Here is a 17,504-nt window from a genome sequence, read left to right as displayed (position 1 = left end):
AAAGGAGACGAAAATATATGTTTAAATGGCTCAAGCCAGCACCTGCAATTGAAAGATTGCCAGCGGATATGATCGACCGTGTATATCGATTACTACGTATTCGTGTGTTAATCGGGATTTCAGTTGGATATGCTGCTTATTATTTAGTTCGTAGTAACTTTACGTTATCAAGTACGTATTTAGTACAAGAATATGGTTTTAGCACAGCTGAAATTGGTCTACTAGGTTCAGTAATGGCAATTGTTTATGGATTTAGTAAGTTCTTTATGGGGAATTTATCAGATAAAGCTTTCGCCCAGCGCTTTATCGCAGTCGGTTTATTCTTATCAGGGCTTGTAAATATTTGTTTCGGCTTTGCATCATCATTTGGGATGATTGTTACATTACTTGTTGTTAACGGTATTGTACAAGGTATGGGAGCACCACCTTGTAGTATTGTTATGACGAAATGGTTCTCGAAGAAAGAACGTGGTACGAAAACAGGTCTTTGGAATATTTCACATAACGTTGGTGGAATGCTTGTGCCACCACTTGTCGGAATTGGTGTAGGTATTTTCGGTGAAAATCATTGGCAAGGCGGCGTATTTATTTTCCCAGCGATTATCGCAATGGTAATTGCAGTACTTGTTTGGATCAATGCGAAGGATACACCAGAATCTGAAGGTCTTCCTCCAATTGATGAGTATCGTAATGACTATGAAAATCTTGAAAAAGCAGATAATGCTAACAAGATGTCACCAAAAGAAATTTTAATGAAGTATGTAGTGAAAAATAAATTTGTATGGTTCTTATGTATTGCGAATGCTTTTGTTTATTTAATTCGTTTCGGTGTTATTAACTGGGTTCCACTTTATTTAACGACAGTTAAAGGATTTTCAAAAGCAGAAGCGCATGCGGCATATGCAATCTTTGAAGGTATGGCAATTCCAAGTTCATTAATCGTTGGTTTTTTAAGTGATAAATTATTTAAAGGAAAACGTATGCCATTATGTATTATTAGTATGGTTGGAGTTGTTATTGGTACGTTTATATATTGGCAAGCAACTAGCGTACTTGTTGTAAGTATTGCAGTTTCTATTATCGGTTGTTTAATTTATGTACCACAGTTCTTAATCGGTTTAAGTGCGATGGAATTAGTACCGAAATTTGCAGTAGGTACGACAGTTGGTATGTGTGGTCTATTTGGTTATGTAGGCGGAAGTCTTGTAGCTAACGCAGCAATTGGTGTTATTGTTGATAGTTCTGGCTGGGATGGTTGTTTCATCTTACTATTAACAGGAGCGGTTTTATCAACAATCTTCTTATTTATTGTTCAACGTGGACATGAGAGAAAAGATCCTAAAGCGGCGTAATATTTTGTTTGAAAAGCTATCCAATTGTGATTGGATAGCTTTTATATTAGAAAAAACAAACAGTATGTAAAATTGCAGTTTAATGTGTAAAAGGTTTTTGTTACTTAATATAATTTTTTTAGATTTAATAAACCAATCACGTACATAGTTAGACCGAAAAATCCACCGCCACAGATGAAAATTACAACCTTAAATAAAGAAATAGAGATTTCTTCTGAGCCTACATAGGGAAGGATATAATTCATAAAAACAAACATTTGAAAGCCCCAAAGCACACCTGCTTTTAAGCCAGCTTTTCTTAATTTTTTCTTGTGTTGTAAATATTCTTCTTTTGTTGCACATTCAGTATCACTTAAACCTTTTTTCTTGAATTTAAAGGCTAAATAGTTAGCATAAATCATATTAGATAGAAAAATAAATATAGTTCCTATAGATATTGTGTGGTTCATAGTATCAACAAGTAACATAATAAGCATTACCAACATATTTAACCACCACAAGCCAATTCCAGCTACAGATAACTCTTTATTGATTTCTTGTTTTTGATATTCATCTCTCTCACTCATTGTTCCGACAAAACTATTATAGACTCTTTCTTTCCATTCAATTTTCATCATTTAATCTCCCTCCCAAAATAGACTGTTTAAATCTGTTTTTAGTGCTTTTGCTAATTCGATACATAAGGCTAAAGAGGGATTATATTTATTGTTTTCAATTAAGTTTATTGTCTGTCTCGCTACGTTAACTTTTTTAGCTAATTCTAGCTGTGATAGACCTTCAGATTTTCGATATTGTTTAACGTTATTCAAATATAAACCTCCCATTAATAGTTGTAGATCTCATGCACCAAAATGTCATTTATATGTGACATTTTATAATTGAATAGATGAAATGTCAAATATATATGACAAAATAGCGATGGTGCAATTAGGAAAATGATTTTAATGATTCATTTTGGCAAGAAGTTTGTTAATAAAGAATGGCTTTCATTCAATTAAAATTGCTCTTTTTCCTTTCCTTAAATCTATCTTAAAAGATATAATGTCATATTTCTAATCATTGGAATTTTTGTTACAATATAAATGGATGTGTAAAACTTTGTAAAAATATTGTAATAATATGTATTTTGTTTTCAGAAAGTTTTATACAATTTTTATATTAAACTATTAAGTTATAAAAAAGGAGCGGTAATATGTTACCAAATACGGTTCGTACTCCAAACAAGAAGAAGAAATGGATTATTATTGGGGTTATTGCACTAATTGTTATTGTAGCGGCAATTAATATTTTTGTTATGCAAGGTAAGAAGAAGGGTGCATCAACAAATGCTGATGCTGTAAGTTTTGAGAAAGTGACAGAGCGTAAGCTGAATAATACGAAGTTAATTTCTGGTCAGGTGAAGCCTGGTAATATTGAAAGCTTCTATGCAGATCCGGCCAAAGGGAAAGTGAAAGATATTGAGGTAAAAGAAGGGCAAGAGGTAGAGAAAGGCACGAAGTTATTCTCTTATGATAATGAAGAGATTAACCTTCAAATGAAGCAAGCTGAGCTTGATCAGAAGATGGCGGATATGCGTTATGATCAAGGGAAAAAGAAGATTGATTCGTTGAAGAAAGAAATTAAGAAGGCGAAAGATAGCGGAGCTGGGAAAGAAGTAACAGATCCGATGGAAGAGCAAGTAAACGAGTTAGAGATAGGACAAAAAACAATTGACCTTGAGAAAGAAAAAGGAAAGTTGCAGAAAGAAGAGTTAAGTAAGAAGCAGAAAGAACTTACGATTTATAGCAATTTTGCTGGTGTTGTTCAAAAGTTAGATAAAGATGCGGCACAAAGTTCATCTCAAGCGTTAGGTGGTCAAGGAAAAGCGTTTTTACAAGTAGCTTCTAAAGATCCATTCCAAGTTCAAGGTACGTTAACTGAGCTTCAAAAGTCACAAATCCAAAAAGATCAAACATTCACTGTAACTGCAAAAGCAAATAATAAGAAGAAGTGGACAGGTAAGATTACAGAGGTAAGTGAGTTCCCAACAAGTGCAGAGATGGCGCAAGCTGGCGGCATGGGTGAAGCAACTCAAAATATGTCTCAGTATACATATAAAGCAAGTCTTGATAGTCAAGATGGTTTATCTCCAGGTTATCATGTTTCATTGCAAGTAAACTTAGAGAATAAGAAGATGATTGCTGTCCCAAGTAAGAGCATTGTAGCAAAAGGCGATGATGCATTTGTTTATGTCGAGGATAAAGGGAAGCTTCGTAAACAAAATGTGAAAAAAGGTTCTACTGATGGGGACTGGACAGAGGTTGTAGAAGGCGTAACAGTGGGGCAAAAGGTGGTTAAAAATCCTTCCGACGATGTGTATGACGGAATGGAAGTGAAAGAGAAATGATTACGTTAAATCATATTGCTAAAACGTATTATCAAGGAAAGTTGGCAGTGCCGATTTTACACGGTATTAGTTTAACAATTCAGAGCGGTGAGTTCGTTTCGATTATGGGACCGTCTGGTTCTGGTAAATCAACGCTTATGAATATTATCGGTTGTTTAGATCGTCCAACAGAAGGCGAATATATGCTGAATGACGTGAATATCTTAACAGCAGACGAGTCAAAGCTTGCTTTAATTCGTAATGAATATATTGGCTTTGTATTCCAGCATTTTAATTTACTACCTCGTCTTTCCGCAGTGGAAAATGTTGAGCTTCCGCTCGTATATGGTGGCGTGAAGAAAGCGGAGCGTCGCAAGCGTGCTTTGGAGGCGTTAGGTAAAGTTGGATTGGCAGATCGCGTGCATCATTTACCAAATGAGTTATCAGGTGGACAGAAGCAGCGTGTAGCGATTGCAAGAGCGATTGCGAATAATCCAACGTTCATTATGGCCGATGAACCGACTGGTGCACTTGATACGAAGTCTGGTGAGCAAGTTATGGATATTTTCACGAAGCTTAATGCAGAAGGTACGACGATTGTTATGGTTACGCATGAAGAGGAAGTAGCAGCTTATTCTTCTCGCCGCATTGTACTGCGAGACGGGAAAGTTACAGAAGATAGAAGGTGTGCGGTATGAGTTTACTAGATAGTATAAAAATTGCCTTATCTTCTATTTTAGCTCATAAACTACGTTCTGCTCTTACGATGCTCGGTATTATTATCGGGGTAGGTTCGATTATTACTGTCGTTGCAATTGGGCAAGGCGGGGAAGCGATGTTGAAGTCGAAATTTGCAGGTTCTGGTGGTAATAACCTTATGCCAATTCAATTTAAAGCAGATATTAATGATGAATTTGCTATAGGTGGATTTGAAATACCGAAGTTAACGGAAGAGGATATTTTGGAAGTAAAACAAGTGAAAGATGTTTCACACGTTATTACAACAAATTCGACGACAGAGACACTTGATGTAAATGATAAAAAAGCAAATTTGAATGTTATTGGTCTTGATAATGAATATTTTGCGGTTAATAAAGTAAAGGTCGTAAAGGGACGTACTTTAAACGAATCAGATATTTCTCATGCAAATAACGTTGTGATGATTAGTACAAAAACGGAGGAGACGTTATTTAAGGACGTAAACCCAGTTGGACAAATTATTGAGATGAAGGGACAGCCAATGCAAATTATTGGTGTGTATACATCTGATAATGAGTTTATGGGATTTGAAATGGAAGAAGCGTTAATCCCTCTTACATTATGGCCTGTTTTATACGGAACAGATGATATTCAAAATATCGCCATTCAAGCTAAAAATGTAGACAATTTAGAAGCAGCAGGGAAACGAGCTGTTGATGTATTAAATAGTCGTAAGCCAAGTGAAATCCCAGGTAAATATGAACTGGTGAATTTAAAAGAACTCCAAGAAAATGTTTCTAAAGTAACTAGCATCATGACGATGATTATCGGTGGTATCGCTGGTATTTCATTAGTCGTTGGTGGTATTGGTGTTATGAATATCATGCTTGTATCTGTAACGGAGCGTACGCGCGAAATTGGGATACGTAAAGCGCTTGGAGCAACGCGTAGTAAAATTTTATTACAGTTTTTAATTGAAGCAGTTATGTTAACACTTCTAGGTGGTTTGATCGGAATTGGCCTTGGGTATGGCGGAGCATATATCGTTTCTACATTCGCAAAATGGCCACCACTCGTTTCATGGGAAGTTGTCGTTGGAGGCGTACTGTTCTCAATGACACTTGGTATTATTTTCGGATTAATTCCAGCAAATAAAGCTGCGAAATTAGATCCAATTGAAGCATTGCGTTATGAGTAATTAATAGTGTAGTAGAACTACACATTACCGTTCTAGTGGGCGGTTCGTAGCCTCTTGCATGAGGAAGTGAACCGCCCGTTAGAACGGGTTATATAAATAGAAGGAGGCGTTATAATGGAAGCTAATTTGAATACGCAAAAAGTTGGTGGAGAAAAGCCATCATTGTTCGGAATGATCACTTCTCCTGGAGTGCAGTTCGAAAGAATGAAAACGAGTAATGCAGTTTGGGGAGCGTTTTGGCTACTTGTTTTATTAGGTGGACTTATTGGGGGATTTGCTGCTTATGTATATTCTCTAACACCTGAAGCAATTGAGCTCAATAAGGAGTTAGGTGTTACTGTTTCAGCTGGAATGACATATGGTATGGGATTCGGTGTAGGTGCTCTTGGTATGGGATTTAGTTTCTTACTAAGTGCTGTAGTGTATAAAGTATTAATGGTGTTTATGAGCAATGATACTTCTTATAAAAAATTATTGGCGATTACTGTATATTCAAGTGTTATTTCATTAATTGGTGTATTAATAAATATAATTTTAGCTTATATTTTAGGTGGATCGGGTCAAGAAATGTACACTGGCCTAGGACCACTTTTCGCCTCGAGTAGTGGTGTTGTAAAAGGTATTGTAAGTAAATTTGAAGTGTTTACAATTTGGGGATATGTAGTTACATGGCTAGGTCTTCAAATTACAGCAGGTTTGACTAAAAAGCAGGCAACAATTATTACTATTGTTTTCTTTGTTTTAACTCTTGGAATCGGAGCTTTACAAGGTATGTTCCAATAAGGAAATAAGATAGAAAAGGTGGCTCTTCCAAGAGTCACCTTTTTTATTTTTACCCCTATTTCAAATACCACCAACAAAATTTCAAATACTATCTAGTGTAATTTCAAATTCCGTCGGTAGTATTTGAAATTACTCACAGTGAAATCTTTTCTTTATTTTTATATTGTGAAGGTACCGCGGAATACTAGAAAGGTATACCTTTTAGAAACGGGTACTGTGTGAAGCCAGCGACTTTTAAAGAGGCAGTTGTTTTGTATGAAGGGATGATTGTAAATCAAATAAAGAAATTAGGTATTCGTAAAGATTATGAAGAGTATTATCAATGTGGTTTAATCGGTCTTTGGCATGCGTATGAAAGATTTGATGAAAAGAAGGGGTATTTCCCTGCATATGCAGTTGTCACGGTGCGAGGTTATATATTAGAGAGATTGAAGAAAGAGTTCGCAGTGCAGGAGAGATGTGTATGTGTAGGAGAGTATGAGGATATCTTTCATTTTGAGGACGTTGAAATAAGAGTGAAGGATTTTATGAGCGTGTTAGATGAGAAGGAGAAGTATATTATTTTTGAACGTTTTTTTGTAGGGAAGACGATGGGAGAAATCGCTTTAGAGACGGAAATGACATATTATCAAGTAAGATGGATGTATCGGCAAGCACTCGAGAAAATGCGAGATAGTGTAAAAGGATAAAAATAGAAAATAGAATGGAAGGTAAGGAAATACTACCTTCCATTCTATTTGTTATTAAGGTGATGAATCTTGCATGTTCATTTGGGATAATACATATCCAGCTTTCCATAATTGCTGGCTTAACTTATGGGGACTAATTTGTATCGTTACGGTAGCTCCGTTTGAAAAATGAATTTTAGCTCGTTTAGCTTTTTTGAAAAACTCTATTGTATGAACATGTTTGAAGAAAAGCCAAATACAATTTGGAGAAGCAGGAGATTCTGTTGGGAAAGCACAAATATATTCTCTATGATTGATCGGAATTGGAACGTTTTGTTTAAATTTAAATTTTGTTTTTACAGCATTACGTCTCCCTTGATAAGTAGAATGAATATTTGTTAGACAAGATTTCTGTATAAGTTGGAGAGCAGTTTGACAGGAGTAAAGATGGTTTCCGCTACTGTCGATAAGTTTTGTACGATAATAAGGGTGATTGTATGGAACAAGCATCATAGTAGAACTAGAAATAATAATGTTATTTTCATCATTCATGATTTTAAGTCCTCCCTTGTGAAATTAATATTTCGAATATAATTATATACGGAATAAGTAAACTTGGTGTTAATATTTTGTTTTGTATTGTAAATTTTGGCTATTCGTTTACAATCAATAGGTGATAGTCTTTCTAATTTGCATCGCTTGTACATATATATGAAAATAGAAAAGAGTAGGCGGTGATATAGTATGAAGAAAAAGTATATTATTATGGCTTTAGTTGTCGTTCTCCTAGTATATTTAGCAAACAGTAATCCGAGTAAGGGCGAATATACAGAATGGGCAGCGAAGCAGTTTATGAAGCGTAATGATGTGAGTAAGAAGCTAGATGAAGTTCAAAAAGAGAATGAAGAGGGTCTCCTTGGCGACTTGGCATCGGCCGGTAAAAAGTTAGCGAAAAAGTATGTTGAGCCACAAGTTGGGTTATTAATTGATCATTATACGAAGCGAAATGATTATATATTCTTCTCAACATATACGACTGAGTTTGATATAGGTGAAGAACATTATAAGTACGTATGCGTCGGTTTCTCAAAGATTTTTATTCCGATTGAAATGCCGAAGAAAAAAGACGAATCTGCAAAATGATGCAGATTCGCCTTTTTCATTTTATAGAGTAATTGGAACTTCAGATACATTTTTTTCTACAAGGCGAGCTCCCTTTTTTCGTGTATTTTCATCAATGGATGAAAATACAGATGAGGCGAGGATTGTATCCATTACTTGATTTACGACTTGTGCATCGATTGGTGTGATGGGCGTATCGATAGAAAAAACGACTGTTTTTCCATCTTCTTTTGCGAAAATCAACTCTAGTACTTGCATGTGTTATTCCCTCCTTTGTATTTATCAAGCTATTTATGGGATTTAGGTCTGCCGGTTAAATTGCGGTCTAATACTCAGCGGGGATGAATAAAATCCCCACTGATCCGAGTTTTACTTTATAGTTTAGAAAGATCTGATGTGCTTACAAGTTGTACAGCGTGAAGTGGTGATGCTTGTAAGGAAGCTAGAGCATGAGCTACGTTGTGTACTTGATCTAAGCTCGCATTTGTTTTAACACGTTTAAATTGTTTGCTCTTGAAAACTGTTTTGCCGTTCTTATCTAATCCGTTGTTTAAGACAAGACGTAAAGTCAAATCCATTACGATTGTTTCAATTGCCATGTGTATCACCTCCTTTCACTTTATAAATAGGGTACAAATGTCATGTTTTGGCGTGAAATTTTTTCTTTTTTTTGGTACCCTTAAAAGATTAAGAGAGGAGAATTCTGGATAATGAATCGTAAATGGTTATTTTGGATTCCTGTATTACTATGGATGGGGCTGATTTTCTATTCTTCGGCACAACCATATAAAAAGCAGGATATGCGTTCAGATATTGAACAATATGTAAATGTTGAATTTGTGAAAGAGCATTTTTCATGGGTATCTATTGATTATGGTGGAGGAACCCCTGTTAGTATTGCGAATAAAGGTGTAGGCGGATTTATTGAGTTTTTCCTTCGTAAAGGTGCTCATTTTATGGTGTTCTTTATGCTAGGTTCATTGATTTATTACGCTTTTCATCGATCAGGTCATTCGAGGAAAAGATGTTTTATATATGCCCTTCTTTTCGTTGCGGGTTATGCAACATTTGATGAAATTCACCAATGGTATACGGGAGACCGCACACCAATGTGGCAAGATTCATTGCTTGATACGTGCGGCGGATTAACGGGAATTATAATAAGTAATTGGTTTTGGAATAGAAAAAAGCGCTAATCTCATTTCGAGATTAGCGCTTTTTTTGCGGGGAGTAAAACCTCCACTGATTAAAGTTTCACTTTATACACCAAGTAATTCTTTTAGTTCGTCTGTTGATAGTTCAGTCATCCAGCTATCGCTTGTGATGACCGCATTGTTTAGAGATTGTTTTCTTTCTAGCATTTCATCAATTTTTTCTTCTAATGTTCCTGTTGTAATGAGTTTGTGAACATGAACAAATCGTTTTTGACCAATGCGATATGCGCGGTCTGTTGCTTGATTTTCCACAGCTGGGTTCCACCAACGATCGTAGTGAATGACATGGTTGGCAGCGGTTAAGTTTAATCCTGTTCCGCCAGCTTTTAAGGATAAGATAAAAATGTCATACGTTCCGTTTTGGAACTCCTCAATCATCTTGTCGCGATCTTTTTTCGGTACACTACCGTTTAAGAAGAGGACACGCTGGCCGAATTTTTCTTCTAGCACACGTTTTAGCATGTTCCCCATGCCGATATATTGAGTGAAGATGAGGCAACTTTCATTTTGATCTTTTATATTTTCGATGAGCTCCATTAACGTTTTTGTTTTCATAGAGCGTTCAACGACATTTTGTGGCTCTTCTTCTTTTAAATAAAGAGCTGGATGATTACAAATTTGTTTTAGCTTGTTCAGCATAAGTAATATAAAGCCGCGTCTTTCAATTCCACTTAATCCTTCGACATTTTGCAGTGTATCTTGAACAAGTTGTTCATATAAGGAAGCTTGTTCACCAGTAAGAGGACAGTAAGCTTTTTGTTCTTGTTTATCTGGTAAATTTAATGCGACTGTTTGATCTTTCTTCGTTCGGCGCAGTAAAAATGGTGAGATAAACCGTTGAACTTGCTGGATTTTTCCTTCATCACGATCTTTTTCAATCGGTGTGACGAAGCGACGTTGGAATTGCCCTAAGCTTCCGAGATATCCATGATTAATAAAGTCGAAAATGGACCAAAGTTCAGCGAGGCGATTTTCCATCGGCGTACCAGTTAAAGCGATTTTGTGATTTGCTTGTAAGTTTCGTACTGCTTTTGACTGTTTCGTATGTGGGTTCTTAATATTTTGTGCTTCATCCAAAATAACAGCATCCCAGCATAATGAAGTTAGTTCTTCCTCATCGAGTTGAGCCAATGCATAAGATGTTAATACAACATCTGCCGATTGAAGGAAATCTTCAAAAGAATTGCCCTTATTTCTATTACTTCCGTAATGTAATTGAACACGTAAATTCGGTGCGAAACGCTCAAATTCTTTTTGCCAATTTCCAAGAACAGATGTCGGCGCTACGATTAATGCAGGGCCTGTTTTGAGATTATTTTCTTTTATATATAGTAAGTAAGAGATTGTTTGAATACTTTTCCCGAGTCCCATATCGTCAGCTAGCAATGCTCCAAATCCAAGCTTTCGTAAATATAATAACCATTCAATGCCGTGTTGTTGATATGGACGAAGTGTTGCGTTTAGTGAAGTAGGGACATCTACTTTTGGAATATCTCCAATATGAAGCAGCTTTTGGAATAGTTCCTCATAATATCCATCTAGTTCAATTTCAATATCAGTAAACGGACTATCATCTTCTACAATTTCTGTTTCAGCCGTATTTGATAAATGTTGCTGCAGGACATCTTTCATCTCTAGTCCGTATTTATCGGCACGGTTCATGAGTTTCCTTACTTCTTCGATAAAGGCTGGATCTAGTCGCATCCATTGACCGTTTATATTAAATAGACGTTTGTTTTGTTCAACAAGTTCAAAAAATTCGCTTTCTGATAAATCAATGCCGTTCGTCGAAATTCGCCAGTCAAAATTAACGAGCGTATTCATACCGAAGAACGATTGTGTTTGTACTGTATTTTGCTTCAGCTGGACACGTAATTTCGGTTTTGTTGCTTTTAAATTTTGCCACCATGATGGTAGTAAAATTGTAATGCCGGCTGCAAGTAATTCATCGCTTGCTTCTGTTAAGAAGTTCCAAGCTTCTGTTTCAAAGAGCTCATTTCGGAATGTATCTCCTTCTTTTAACCACGGTATGAGCTTACTAAAACCTTCTTGTGTTTCTGTAATCCGTTCTTCGTAATCGTGCCATCTTTTCGGTAAGGAATCGATGTTTTCATATACATATATGCGATGCGCCCCGCGCTTTGGTGTCACGATTGTTTCAAGTTTCCACATTTCAAATTCTTCTTGTGGTTCTTGCAGTCTTAGCCCGATTGTAAACGGAAGATCATCTTCAATATAACCAATTTTTCGAAGCCAATCTTCTTCATGTAGTGCTGTTTCCAATTGTCTTTTCGTAAAGTCGTAATGTTCATATAGTCTTTTAGCATCTTCCCAGCCGTCATTTGAACGATTATCTTGTAATATGCTTTCATTAACTGCTGCTGAGAAAAGAGATGCTAATGTGTCATCTTCAATTGGCGTATTTTGAACTTTCCAAGATGGTTGTTTGGGCCAGTGCTCCATATCTGGTACGAAGCTACCACTCGTAAAGGCATCCCATAATTCATTTGCATCTTTTGTAAGTGCTGTAATAGGGCCGTTCAGTTGAATATGTGCAAAGGAATTCATCGGTTTGTTTGCAATGTATTCAAAGGCTTGTGCATTTGTTAGCAGCACACCTTGTTTTCCTTCGAAGGTTGCTTCTTTTAGAAACGTACCGTAGAAAGAAGTGGAGTGCCATGTGAATGCATTTCGTTTCCAACTTGTTACGGATAATGGAGTACCGCTGTCATCTTCTCCCCAAAGGAACCAACCTTGACTAACATGCTGGAGCCTAATTGTTACTTCAGTTTGATTGATCATCGATTAATTTTCCTTTCCGTAATTCCTCTTGTAGTGCACGCAGACGTGAATGGAGATTGGCGATGTGAATAATGAAAGCATCCCATTCATCGGTGCGTTTTAATCGTTTATATAATGTACGTAATTTCTTTAAGTAACGAACTGCGCGTCTATATGATTTACGATTTCGTTCTTCAATTGCTTCTACAGCAGCAAGATGATAAAGAGGAAGTGCTGCTTCTGGCGCTTCTTTTTCAATATCTTTCAGTGGTTCTTTTAACAGTTCAATTGCTTCAAACCCATATAAGAGATGAAGCTCTGCCCATGTACGATACTGTTTTTTCGCGAGTACGTACTGTTCATAGTTTGTGAAACTATACGGTAATAGTTCCTGCAAGATCATTTCAAAACCAGCTTGTTCATTTGTATGTGTTGCATATGTTTCATACATGATTACAAATAGCCGAACGATATCTTTTATAAAAATCGTATTTTCGTGATCTTGGATTGTTTTCTTTACTTGTTTATACGTAAAGGAAAGCCAGTTTTTCGCACGATCCCACTGCATGGCACTTAATAGTTCTTCTAACCAATAGAAGTATAGACTCACAACAGAAGCAGGCTGTTTTTTTAGTAAGTCCATCGCTAGTAGATCTTCTTCATTTAAAAAGAGAAGGTGAGAAGACGCTAACGCTTTAGATAGTGGATTAATTTTCGTATCGATTCGTTTTTCTTCCTCTTGTATTTTCTCTTTATTGTTTAAAAGTTCACTCCATATGTGGCGATAAATGAAAAATCGCTCTTGCGTATAAGCGTCGGTAGAGAAGAATACTTCATGAACGAGACGAGCTGTTTCTTGCAAAATTATTTCAGACTCTGAAGGAATCGCTTCTGATTGTAAGTCCCGAACGATGGATTCCACTTTGTCTACAAATAGGCGAACGACATTAACAGGTTGGTGATAAGAATATGTTTTGTTTGCTTCGAATGCCTGGATTTCTTCTAATAATTTTTGAAAGCAGTAAAGTGCTGCATGTAACCTGAATAATTCATGTATGGCGATTACGCGCGGAGCTTTCCGCTCAAGTTTCGTATAGAAATCTGTAAAGATACTCATAAGAAAATACATTTGTTTATAAGTAAGGCGAGCTTGTTCTTTTTTAAATGATTCATATTCTTTTTCAAAATACGATTCCCAACTTTTATAATCCGTTTCTTCAAAAGCTGATGATTGCAATACTTGTCTTGCAGTTCGAATAGGAGGAAGGGAAGGTTTCGTATTATTTTTAAATAAAGTTAATACATCTCCTACTTGCCCGAAACTAGACGCTGCAGATAGTAATACAGCGAGCATATGCTCACATTGTGTTGGTGCGAAGCAATCACAATAACTTTCAGCGACATTACGAATCGGAATATGAACGCTATATACGTTGCCTTCCGCATCTACAGTTCCTGATAGTGTATAACCATCAAAGTCAACGTTGTAGACAACACCACTACGATATAGGTGCCGAGCTGTAGCGACATGTTCCTGATCAGCTGTTTGCTGTGGATCTAGTCCTTGAACGAACTCATTCGCAATCATCATAATTTCATCTTTCGTAATTGAGTGTTGCAGCATAATATTCCTCCGTACACATATTTCTTTCCTTTACCATTATAAACAAAAAATGCTCAAAACAGAAAAAATGAAATTTGGATTACATAACTTGAAAATCATGGTAATATATAAAATGTTAATTTCATATATGAATATATATGTATAGGAGGAGAAATGATTTGTCAGATTTACAGACGAAGTTAGGTAGTGGAATGAATAAGTTACAAGAAGGAATAGAACAAGGGAAAATGAAGTTGCAAGTTGCACAAGAAATTGCTCAATTGAAAAAGGGAATGCAAGTGCAAATGCAGAAAAAAGCAGAGGTTCTATTAGAGGTTGGACAGCAAGTGTATGTTCAATTAAGAGGAAGTGGAGTAAATGAAGCGAGCTTAAAAGAAATGATTGCTCCAGTTCAAGAATTTGATGTAGCTATTTATCAAGCAAGAAAGCGCATTGTTGAATTGCAAAAACAACAAGGTGAAAAAGCTACATGTGAATGTGGTGGACCTTTATCAATAAATGATAAGTTTTGTGGTTCGTGTGGAAAGCCTAACCCGATGTTAACAGTAGAAAATGAAGGTGAAACGGTAAATTGTATTTCATGTAATGAGCATATCGATAAAAACTCTACTTACTGTCCAGTTTGTGGAATTAAGCAAAGTGGGGAGTGAATTAAATGTATTGTCGCACATGTGGAAAACAACATGGTGAAGAAGTAAATTATTGCCCAAATGAAGGTAGTATGGAGATTGCAGGAGCTATAGATGCAGTAACATTAGAAAAAGATACTGCAAAATACTGCAGAGGTTGTGGCAGTGAAAATGCTCAAAAAAATTTATATTGTCAAAAGTGTGGGTATTCTTTATCTGTTGTGAAGAAAAAAGAACAAACTGTAAAATTGCCTACAATGGATGGTGCTCCTAAAGTTGAATTTAAAGCAGATAAAGCCGTTTTACAAAAAGGTTTTATTGGTGGGGCTGTTGCAAGTATTCTCATGTTAATTGCTGGTTGGATTGGTAGTTTATTATTCGCCTCTATGTTAAGTGAGATGTTTAGCAAATTTGCGAAAGAATTAGAAATGTTGCCAAGTTTTTATTCGAGTGCAACTTCTACGATGTTAAGTTACCATTTACTTGGTTTTACAGCTAACGATGATAGTGGATTGATATTTTCTTTATCTTGGCATACTCCATTTACATTATTATTAATCATTCCATTTATTATTTTCGCTGGTACAGGAATTTGGTTAGGGAAACAGCATGTTGCGAAAACGATTAAAGATCAAATCTTTATGGCAGCAACAGTTGGTATTATTTATGGAGTCTTTTTATTCATTATAAGTTTTATAGCATCACAATCTTTTGCAATCCCATTCTCAGAAGCAGGTAAGATTACGGTTGGCTATTCAGCGATGAAGAGTTTATTGAGTGGTTTTGTATGTGGGACATTATTTACCTTATTAGGATTTATTGCTCATACAAGCAAAAACAATATGGCAGCAGCATTTCAAGAGTTAATGCCATATGGAGCGTCTGTTTATTACGGTGTTTCGGCTATGATAAAAGGACTTTTAGTAACAGCAGTAGCGGTTTGTATTATGGCGTTAGTAAGTAAGGAAGACGGTATTGAACCATTAAAAGAAATAACAACTTTAAAATCTGAAAGTACATTATTAGCATTAGAGTTAACACCTCAATTATGGAGTATGGCTCATTTTGCGCCGTTAGAAGTATCAAGTCCAGCACTTAGTAAGGAATTTACTAGAATTGGTAAGAAATCAAATGCATATGAGAGCACACTATCGTTTTCATTTATATCAGGCGTCTCTGTAAATGGCGTAGAGCTTAGAGAGATATTGATTTCAAAAGGAGCAAATGAGGAAAGCCTTGCAGAATTTGATAGAGTGAATAACGTATTCCATTATGGTTTATTACTGCTTATTATTCCATTGTTCTTTATGTTTAGAGCGGGAAGAAAGTTAGCTAAATTACCGACTGCCAATATATATATTACATTAGCGGTATGCAGTGGTTCTTACACAATTATGATGATTGTAATGAATATGATTTCTAAGTTCCAAATTAATGTTTCAGGAACTGTAACAAGTTTATTTGGAACAAGCGGAACAGTACTATCTATGCAAAATTCATTTACATATTTAATTTTGTTTAGTTTTATTGTGACATATGTAGCGGCATTTGCGGGAATGAAATTAGCTGAAAAATAGGAGGAGAGCACGTTGAAGTTTTGTGGAACATGTAAAAAGAATGTTGCAGACCATTTGAACTTTTGTCCTGAGTGTGGGAGTAAAGTAGAAGTAATCGTTGATAACACTGCTGCTTCATATACAGAATTACAAAGCGAGACAAAACCAGTGAAAAGTAAGAAAAATTTATTTTTAATCATTGGTTTTGCCATTATTGCTGCATTATTATTTGGGGCATATAAATTTGGAGCATATAAGTTTTCAAAAGAAAAGCAAGTAAATGTAATGATTGAAGCATTCCAAAAGAAAGATATTAATGCAATTGATGAGTTTGTAAAAGCAAATGATTCAAGCTTAAAGATTAAGACAGAGGATATTAAAGCGTACATGCGTTATTTAAAAGAGAATCCTTCTTACAACAAACAATTACTGTCTTATTTACAGAAAGAGACAGTAGATCAAAAGTTACCAAAAGATAAACCTGCATTTAAAGACGGGGAAATAGTAGAAGAGGGAAAAGAGTGGTTCTTATATCCAAAGTATAAGTTCAGCATGAAATCTTATTATATGAATGTAAGTACAACTGCAAAGAATGCAGAAATATATGTGAATGACAAAAAAGAAACAGAGCTTTCTAGTGATAAAAATTCGAAAGAGTTGGGGCCATACTTCCCAGGTACATATGTTGTAAAGGCAACAGCGAAGACAGAACTTACTGAATTAGAAACAGAGAAAGAAGTAGATTTAGCGGATGAACAGAGCGAGAAGGTGAAAGTGGATTTATCGCTTGAAGGCAAGTATGTAAGCATTTCTTCTGATGAAAGTGATGCAACTGTATTTGTGAATGGGAAAAAACGTGGAAAATTAAATTATGGAAGTTATAAGCTTGGCCCTGTATCCACAGATGAAACAGTAGAAGTACATCTAGAGAAAACTACTGATTTTGGTGTGATGAAATCTGAAAGTGTTAAAATTGGAGACCAAAGCACATATTACTTAAAATTCCCGAAAGAAACATCAAGTTCAGCAGTGGGCGAATTTGTAAGAAATCATATTTATGATAACGTACGTGCAATTTCATTAAATGATTTTAGTTTAATTGAAAATAATTATGATAAGAGCGGGAAATCGTATAAGGAAGACCGTGATTATATACAGTATTTACACAAAAAAGGAATTACAGAAGACTTATTAACAATGGAAGTTCGTAATGTAGAGCGTCAAAGTGCTACGAAATATAAAGTAACGACATATGAAGAGTATCATATTCGTTACGGTGATGGATCTGTGAAGTTCAAAAGTTTTAATAACGAACATATTGTAACTGTGAATGGAAATGGAAAGATGTTGTATCATTCTCTTGGTGCAAATAATACGTTGAAATCAGAAGATGTATCTGGTCCAACTCGTTAATATGTGAGAAGCTGTTCAATATTTGAACAGCTTCTTTTTTGTAGCTAAATCGATATTTCATGTCGAACCGTTGATATATCGTAAGTTATGATAGATATAA

18 protein-coding genes are annotated in these 17,504 nt (G+C 35.7%); 11 read left to right on the top strand and 7 right to left on the bottom strand.

Translation table 11 applies throughout. From position 1 onward, the window contains the following. Positions 1-17: 17 nt before the first annotated feature. Positions 18-1,352 (top strand): MFS transporter, encoded by a 1,335-nt coding sequence (gene pgtP, locus MR136_RS09400; RefSeq protein WP_000477601.1) that lies wholly within the window; start codon positions 18-20, stop codon positions 1,350-1,352. Between the two features lie 104 nt (positions 1,353-1,456). On the opposite strand, the gene MR136_RS09395 is transcribed toward pgtP, so the two are convergent. Further along, positions 1,457-1,969 carry a DUF3278 domain-containing protein gene (locus MR136_RS09395; RefSeq protein WP_078420881.1) on the bottom strand — a complete coding sequence of 171 codons (513 nt, stop codon included), beginning with the start codon at positions 1,967-1,969 and terminating at the stop codon, positions 1,457-1,459. After that, on the bottom strand, positions 1,970-2,161 hold the full coding sequence (locus MR136_RS09390; RefSeq protein ID WP_001067016.1) for a helix-turn-helix transcriptional regulator: 192 nt from the start codon (positions 2,159-2,161) through the stop codon (positions 1,970-1,972). It abuts the gene before it with no gap. Positions 2,162-2,544: 383 nt separating this feature from the next. Here MR136_RS09390 and MR136_RS09385 point away from each other — a divergent pair, with 383 nt between their 5' ends. From MR136_RS09385 to MR136_RS09365, 5 genes are all read left to right on the top strand, one after another. After that, entirely contained in the window at positions 2,545-3,738 is a 1,194-nt protein-coding gene (locus MR136_RS09385) for an efflux RND transporter periplasmic adaptor subunit (protein WP_000937326.1), read from the top strand. Next, positions 3,735-4,415 carry an ABC transporter ATP-binding protein gene (locus MR136_RS09380; protein WP_000631603.1) on the top strand — a complete coding sequence of 227 codons (681 nt, stop codon included), beginning with the start codon at positions 3,735-3,737 and terminating at the stop codon, positions 4,413-4,415. The genes MR136_RS09385 and MR136_RS09380 overlap by 4 nt, the downstream gene beginning before the upstream one ends. Further along, complete coding sequence (locus tag MR136_RS09375) at positions 4,412-5,614, top strand: ABC transporter permease (RefSeq protein WP_078420882.1); 1,203 nt, start codon at positions 4,412-4,414, stop codon at positions 5,612-5,614. Before MR136_RS09380 ends, MR136_RS09375 begins: the two co-directional genes overlap by 4 nt. Before the next feature lie 114 nt (positions 5,615-5,728). Next, positions 5,729-6,397, top strand: a complete 669-nt coding sequence (gene yknW, locus MR136_RS09370; protein ID WP_242259345.1) for a YknW family membrane protein — start codon at positions 5,729-5,731, stop codon at positions 6,395-6,397. Positions 6,398-6,615: 218 nt separating this feature from the next. Next, positions 6,616-7,086, top strand: a complete 471-nt coding sequence (locus MR136_RS09365; RefSeq protein WP_002025078.1) for a sigma-70 family RNA polymerase sigma factor — start codon at positions 6,616-6,618, stop codon at positions 7,084-7,086. A 54-nt stretch (positions 7,087-7,140) separates the two neighbouring features. On the opposite strand, the gene MR136_RS09360 is transcribed toward MR136_RS09365, so the two are convergent. Then, positions 7,141-7,617 (bottom strand): competence protein ComK, encoded by a 477-nt coding sequence (locus MR136_RS09360; protein ID WP_000997461.1) that lies wholly within the window; start codon positions 7,615-7,617, stop codon positions 7,141-7,143. Positions 7,618-7,809: 192 nt separating this feature from the next. Here MR136_RS09360 and MR136_RS09355 point away from each other — a divergent pair, with 192 nt between their 5' ends. Continuing rightward, positions 7,810-8,208, top strand: a complete 399-nt coding sequence (locus MR136_RS09355; protein WP_000731405.1) for a DUF4359 domain-containing protein — start codon at positions 7,810-7,812, stop codon at positions 8,206-8,208. Positions 8,209-8,229: 21 nt separating this feature from the next. Here the strand turns inward: MR136_RS09355 and MR136_RS09350 are convergent, their stop codons facing one another. Both MR136_RS09350 and MR136_RS09345 read right to left on the bottom strand, forming a co-directional pair. Further along, positions 8,230-8,445 carry a DUF2922 domain-containing protein gene (locus MR136_RS09350; protein WP_001197593.1) on the bottom strand — a complete coding sequence of 72 codons (216 nt, stop codon included), beginning with the start codon at positions 8,443-8,445 and terminating at the stop codon, positions 8,230-8,232. A 116-nt stretch (positions 8,446-8,561) separates the two neighbouring features. After that, positions 8,562-8,786: a DUF1659 domain-containing protein gene (locus tag MR136_RS09345; protein ID WP_000963861.1), complete on the bottom strand. Its 225-nt coding sequence runs from the start codon at positions 8,784-8,786 to the stop codon at positions 8,562-8,564. Positions 8,787-8,897: 111 nt separating this feature from the next. Here MR136_RS09345 and MR136_RS09340 point away from each other — a divergent pair, with 111 nt between their 5' ends. Next, positions 8,898-9,383, top strand: a complete 486-nt coding sequence (locus tag MR136_RS09340) for a VanZ family protein (RefSeq protein ID WP_001080707.1) — start codon at positions 8,898-8,900, stop codon at positions 9,381-9,383. Between the two features lie 63 nt (positions 9,384-9,446). On the opposite strand, the gene MR136_RS09335 is transcribed toward MR136_RS09340, so the two are convergent. Both MR136_RS09335 and MR136_RS09330 read right to left on the bottom strand, forming a co-directional pair. Further along, positions 9,447-12,203, bottom strand: coding sequence for a DEAD/DEAH box helicase (locus MR136_RS09335; RefSeq protein WP_078420883.1), 2,757 nt, complete (start codon positions 12,201-12,203; stop codon positions 9,447-9,449). Then, on the bottom strand, positions 12,187-13,806 hold the full coding sequence (locus MR136_RS09330; RefSeq protein ID WP_000939139.1) for an SWIM zinc finger family protein: 1,620 nt from the start codon (positions 13,804-13,806) through the stop codon (positions 12,187-12,189). The genes MR136_RS09335 and MR136_RS09330 overlap by 17 nt, the downstream gene beginning before the upstream one ends. Before the next feature lie 158 nt (positions 13,807-13,964). On the opposite strand from MR136_RS09330, the gene MR136_RS09325 reads away from it, so the two are divergent. From MR136_RS09325 to MR136_RS09315, 3 genes are read left to right on the top strand one after another with little or no spacing between them, the layout of a single operon-like run. After that, entirely contained in the window at positions 13,965-14,456 is a 492-nt protein-coding gene (locus MR136_RS09325) for a zinc ribbon domain-containing protein (protein WP_001281754.1), read from the top strand. Between the two features lie 5 nt (positions 14,457-14,461). After that, entirely contained in the window at positions 14,462-16,012 is a 1,551-nt protein-coding gene (locus tag MR136_RS09320) for a zinc ribbon domain-containing protein (RefSeq protein WP_000271648.1), read from the top strand. A gap of 12 nt (positions 16,013-16,024) precedes the next feature. Continuing rightward, complete coding sequence (locus tag MR136_RS09315) at positions 16,025-17,404, top strand: zinc ribbon domain-containing protein (RefSeq protein ID WP_017674432.1); 1,380 nt, start codon at positions 16,025-16,027, stop codon at positions 17,402-17,404. The last annotated feature ends 100 nt before the right edge of the window (positions 17,405-17,504 follow it).

Origin of the sequence: Bacillus cereus group sp. BfR-BA-01311 (genome assembly GCF_022664295.1) — a bacterium.
Lineage (GTDB): Bacteria > Bacillota > Bacilli > Bacillales > Bacillaceae_G > Bacillus_A > Bacillus_A cereus.
The sequence above is the reverse complement of the archived record's forward strand: the minus strand, read 5'-3'. Positions and strand labels throughout refer to the sequence as shown.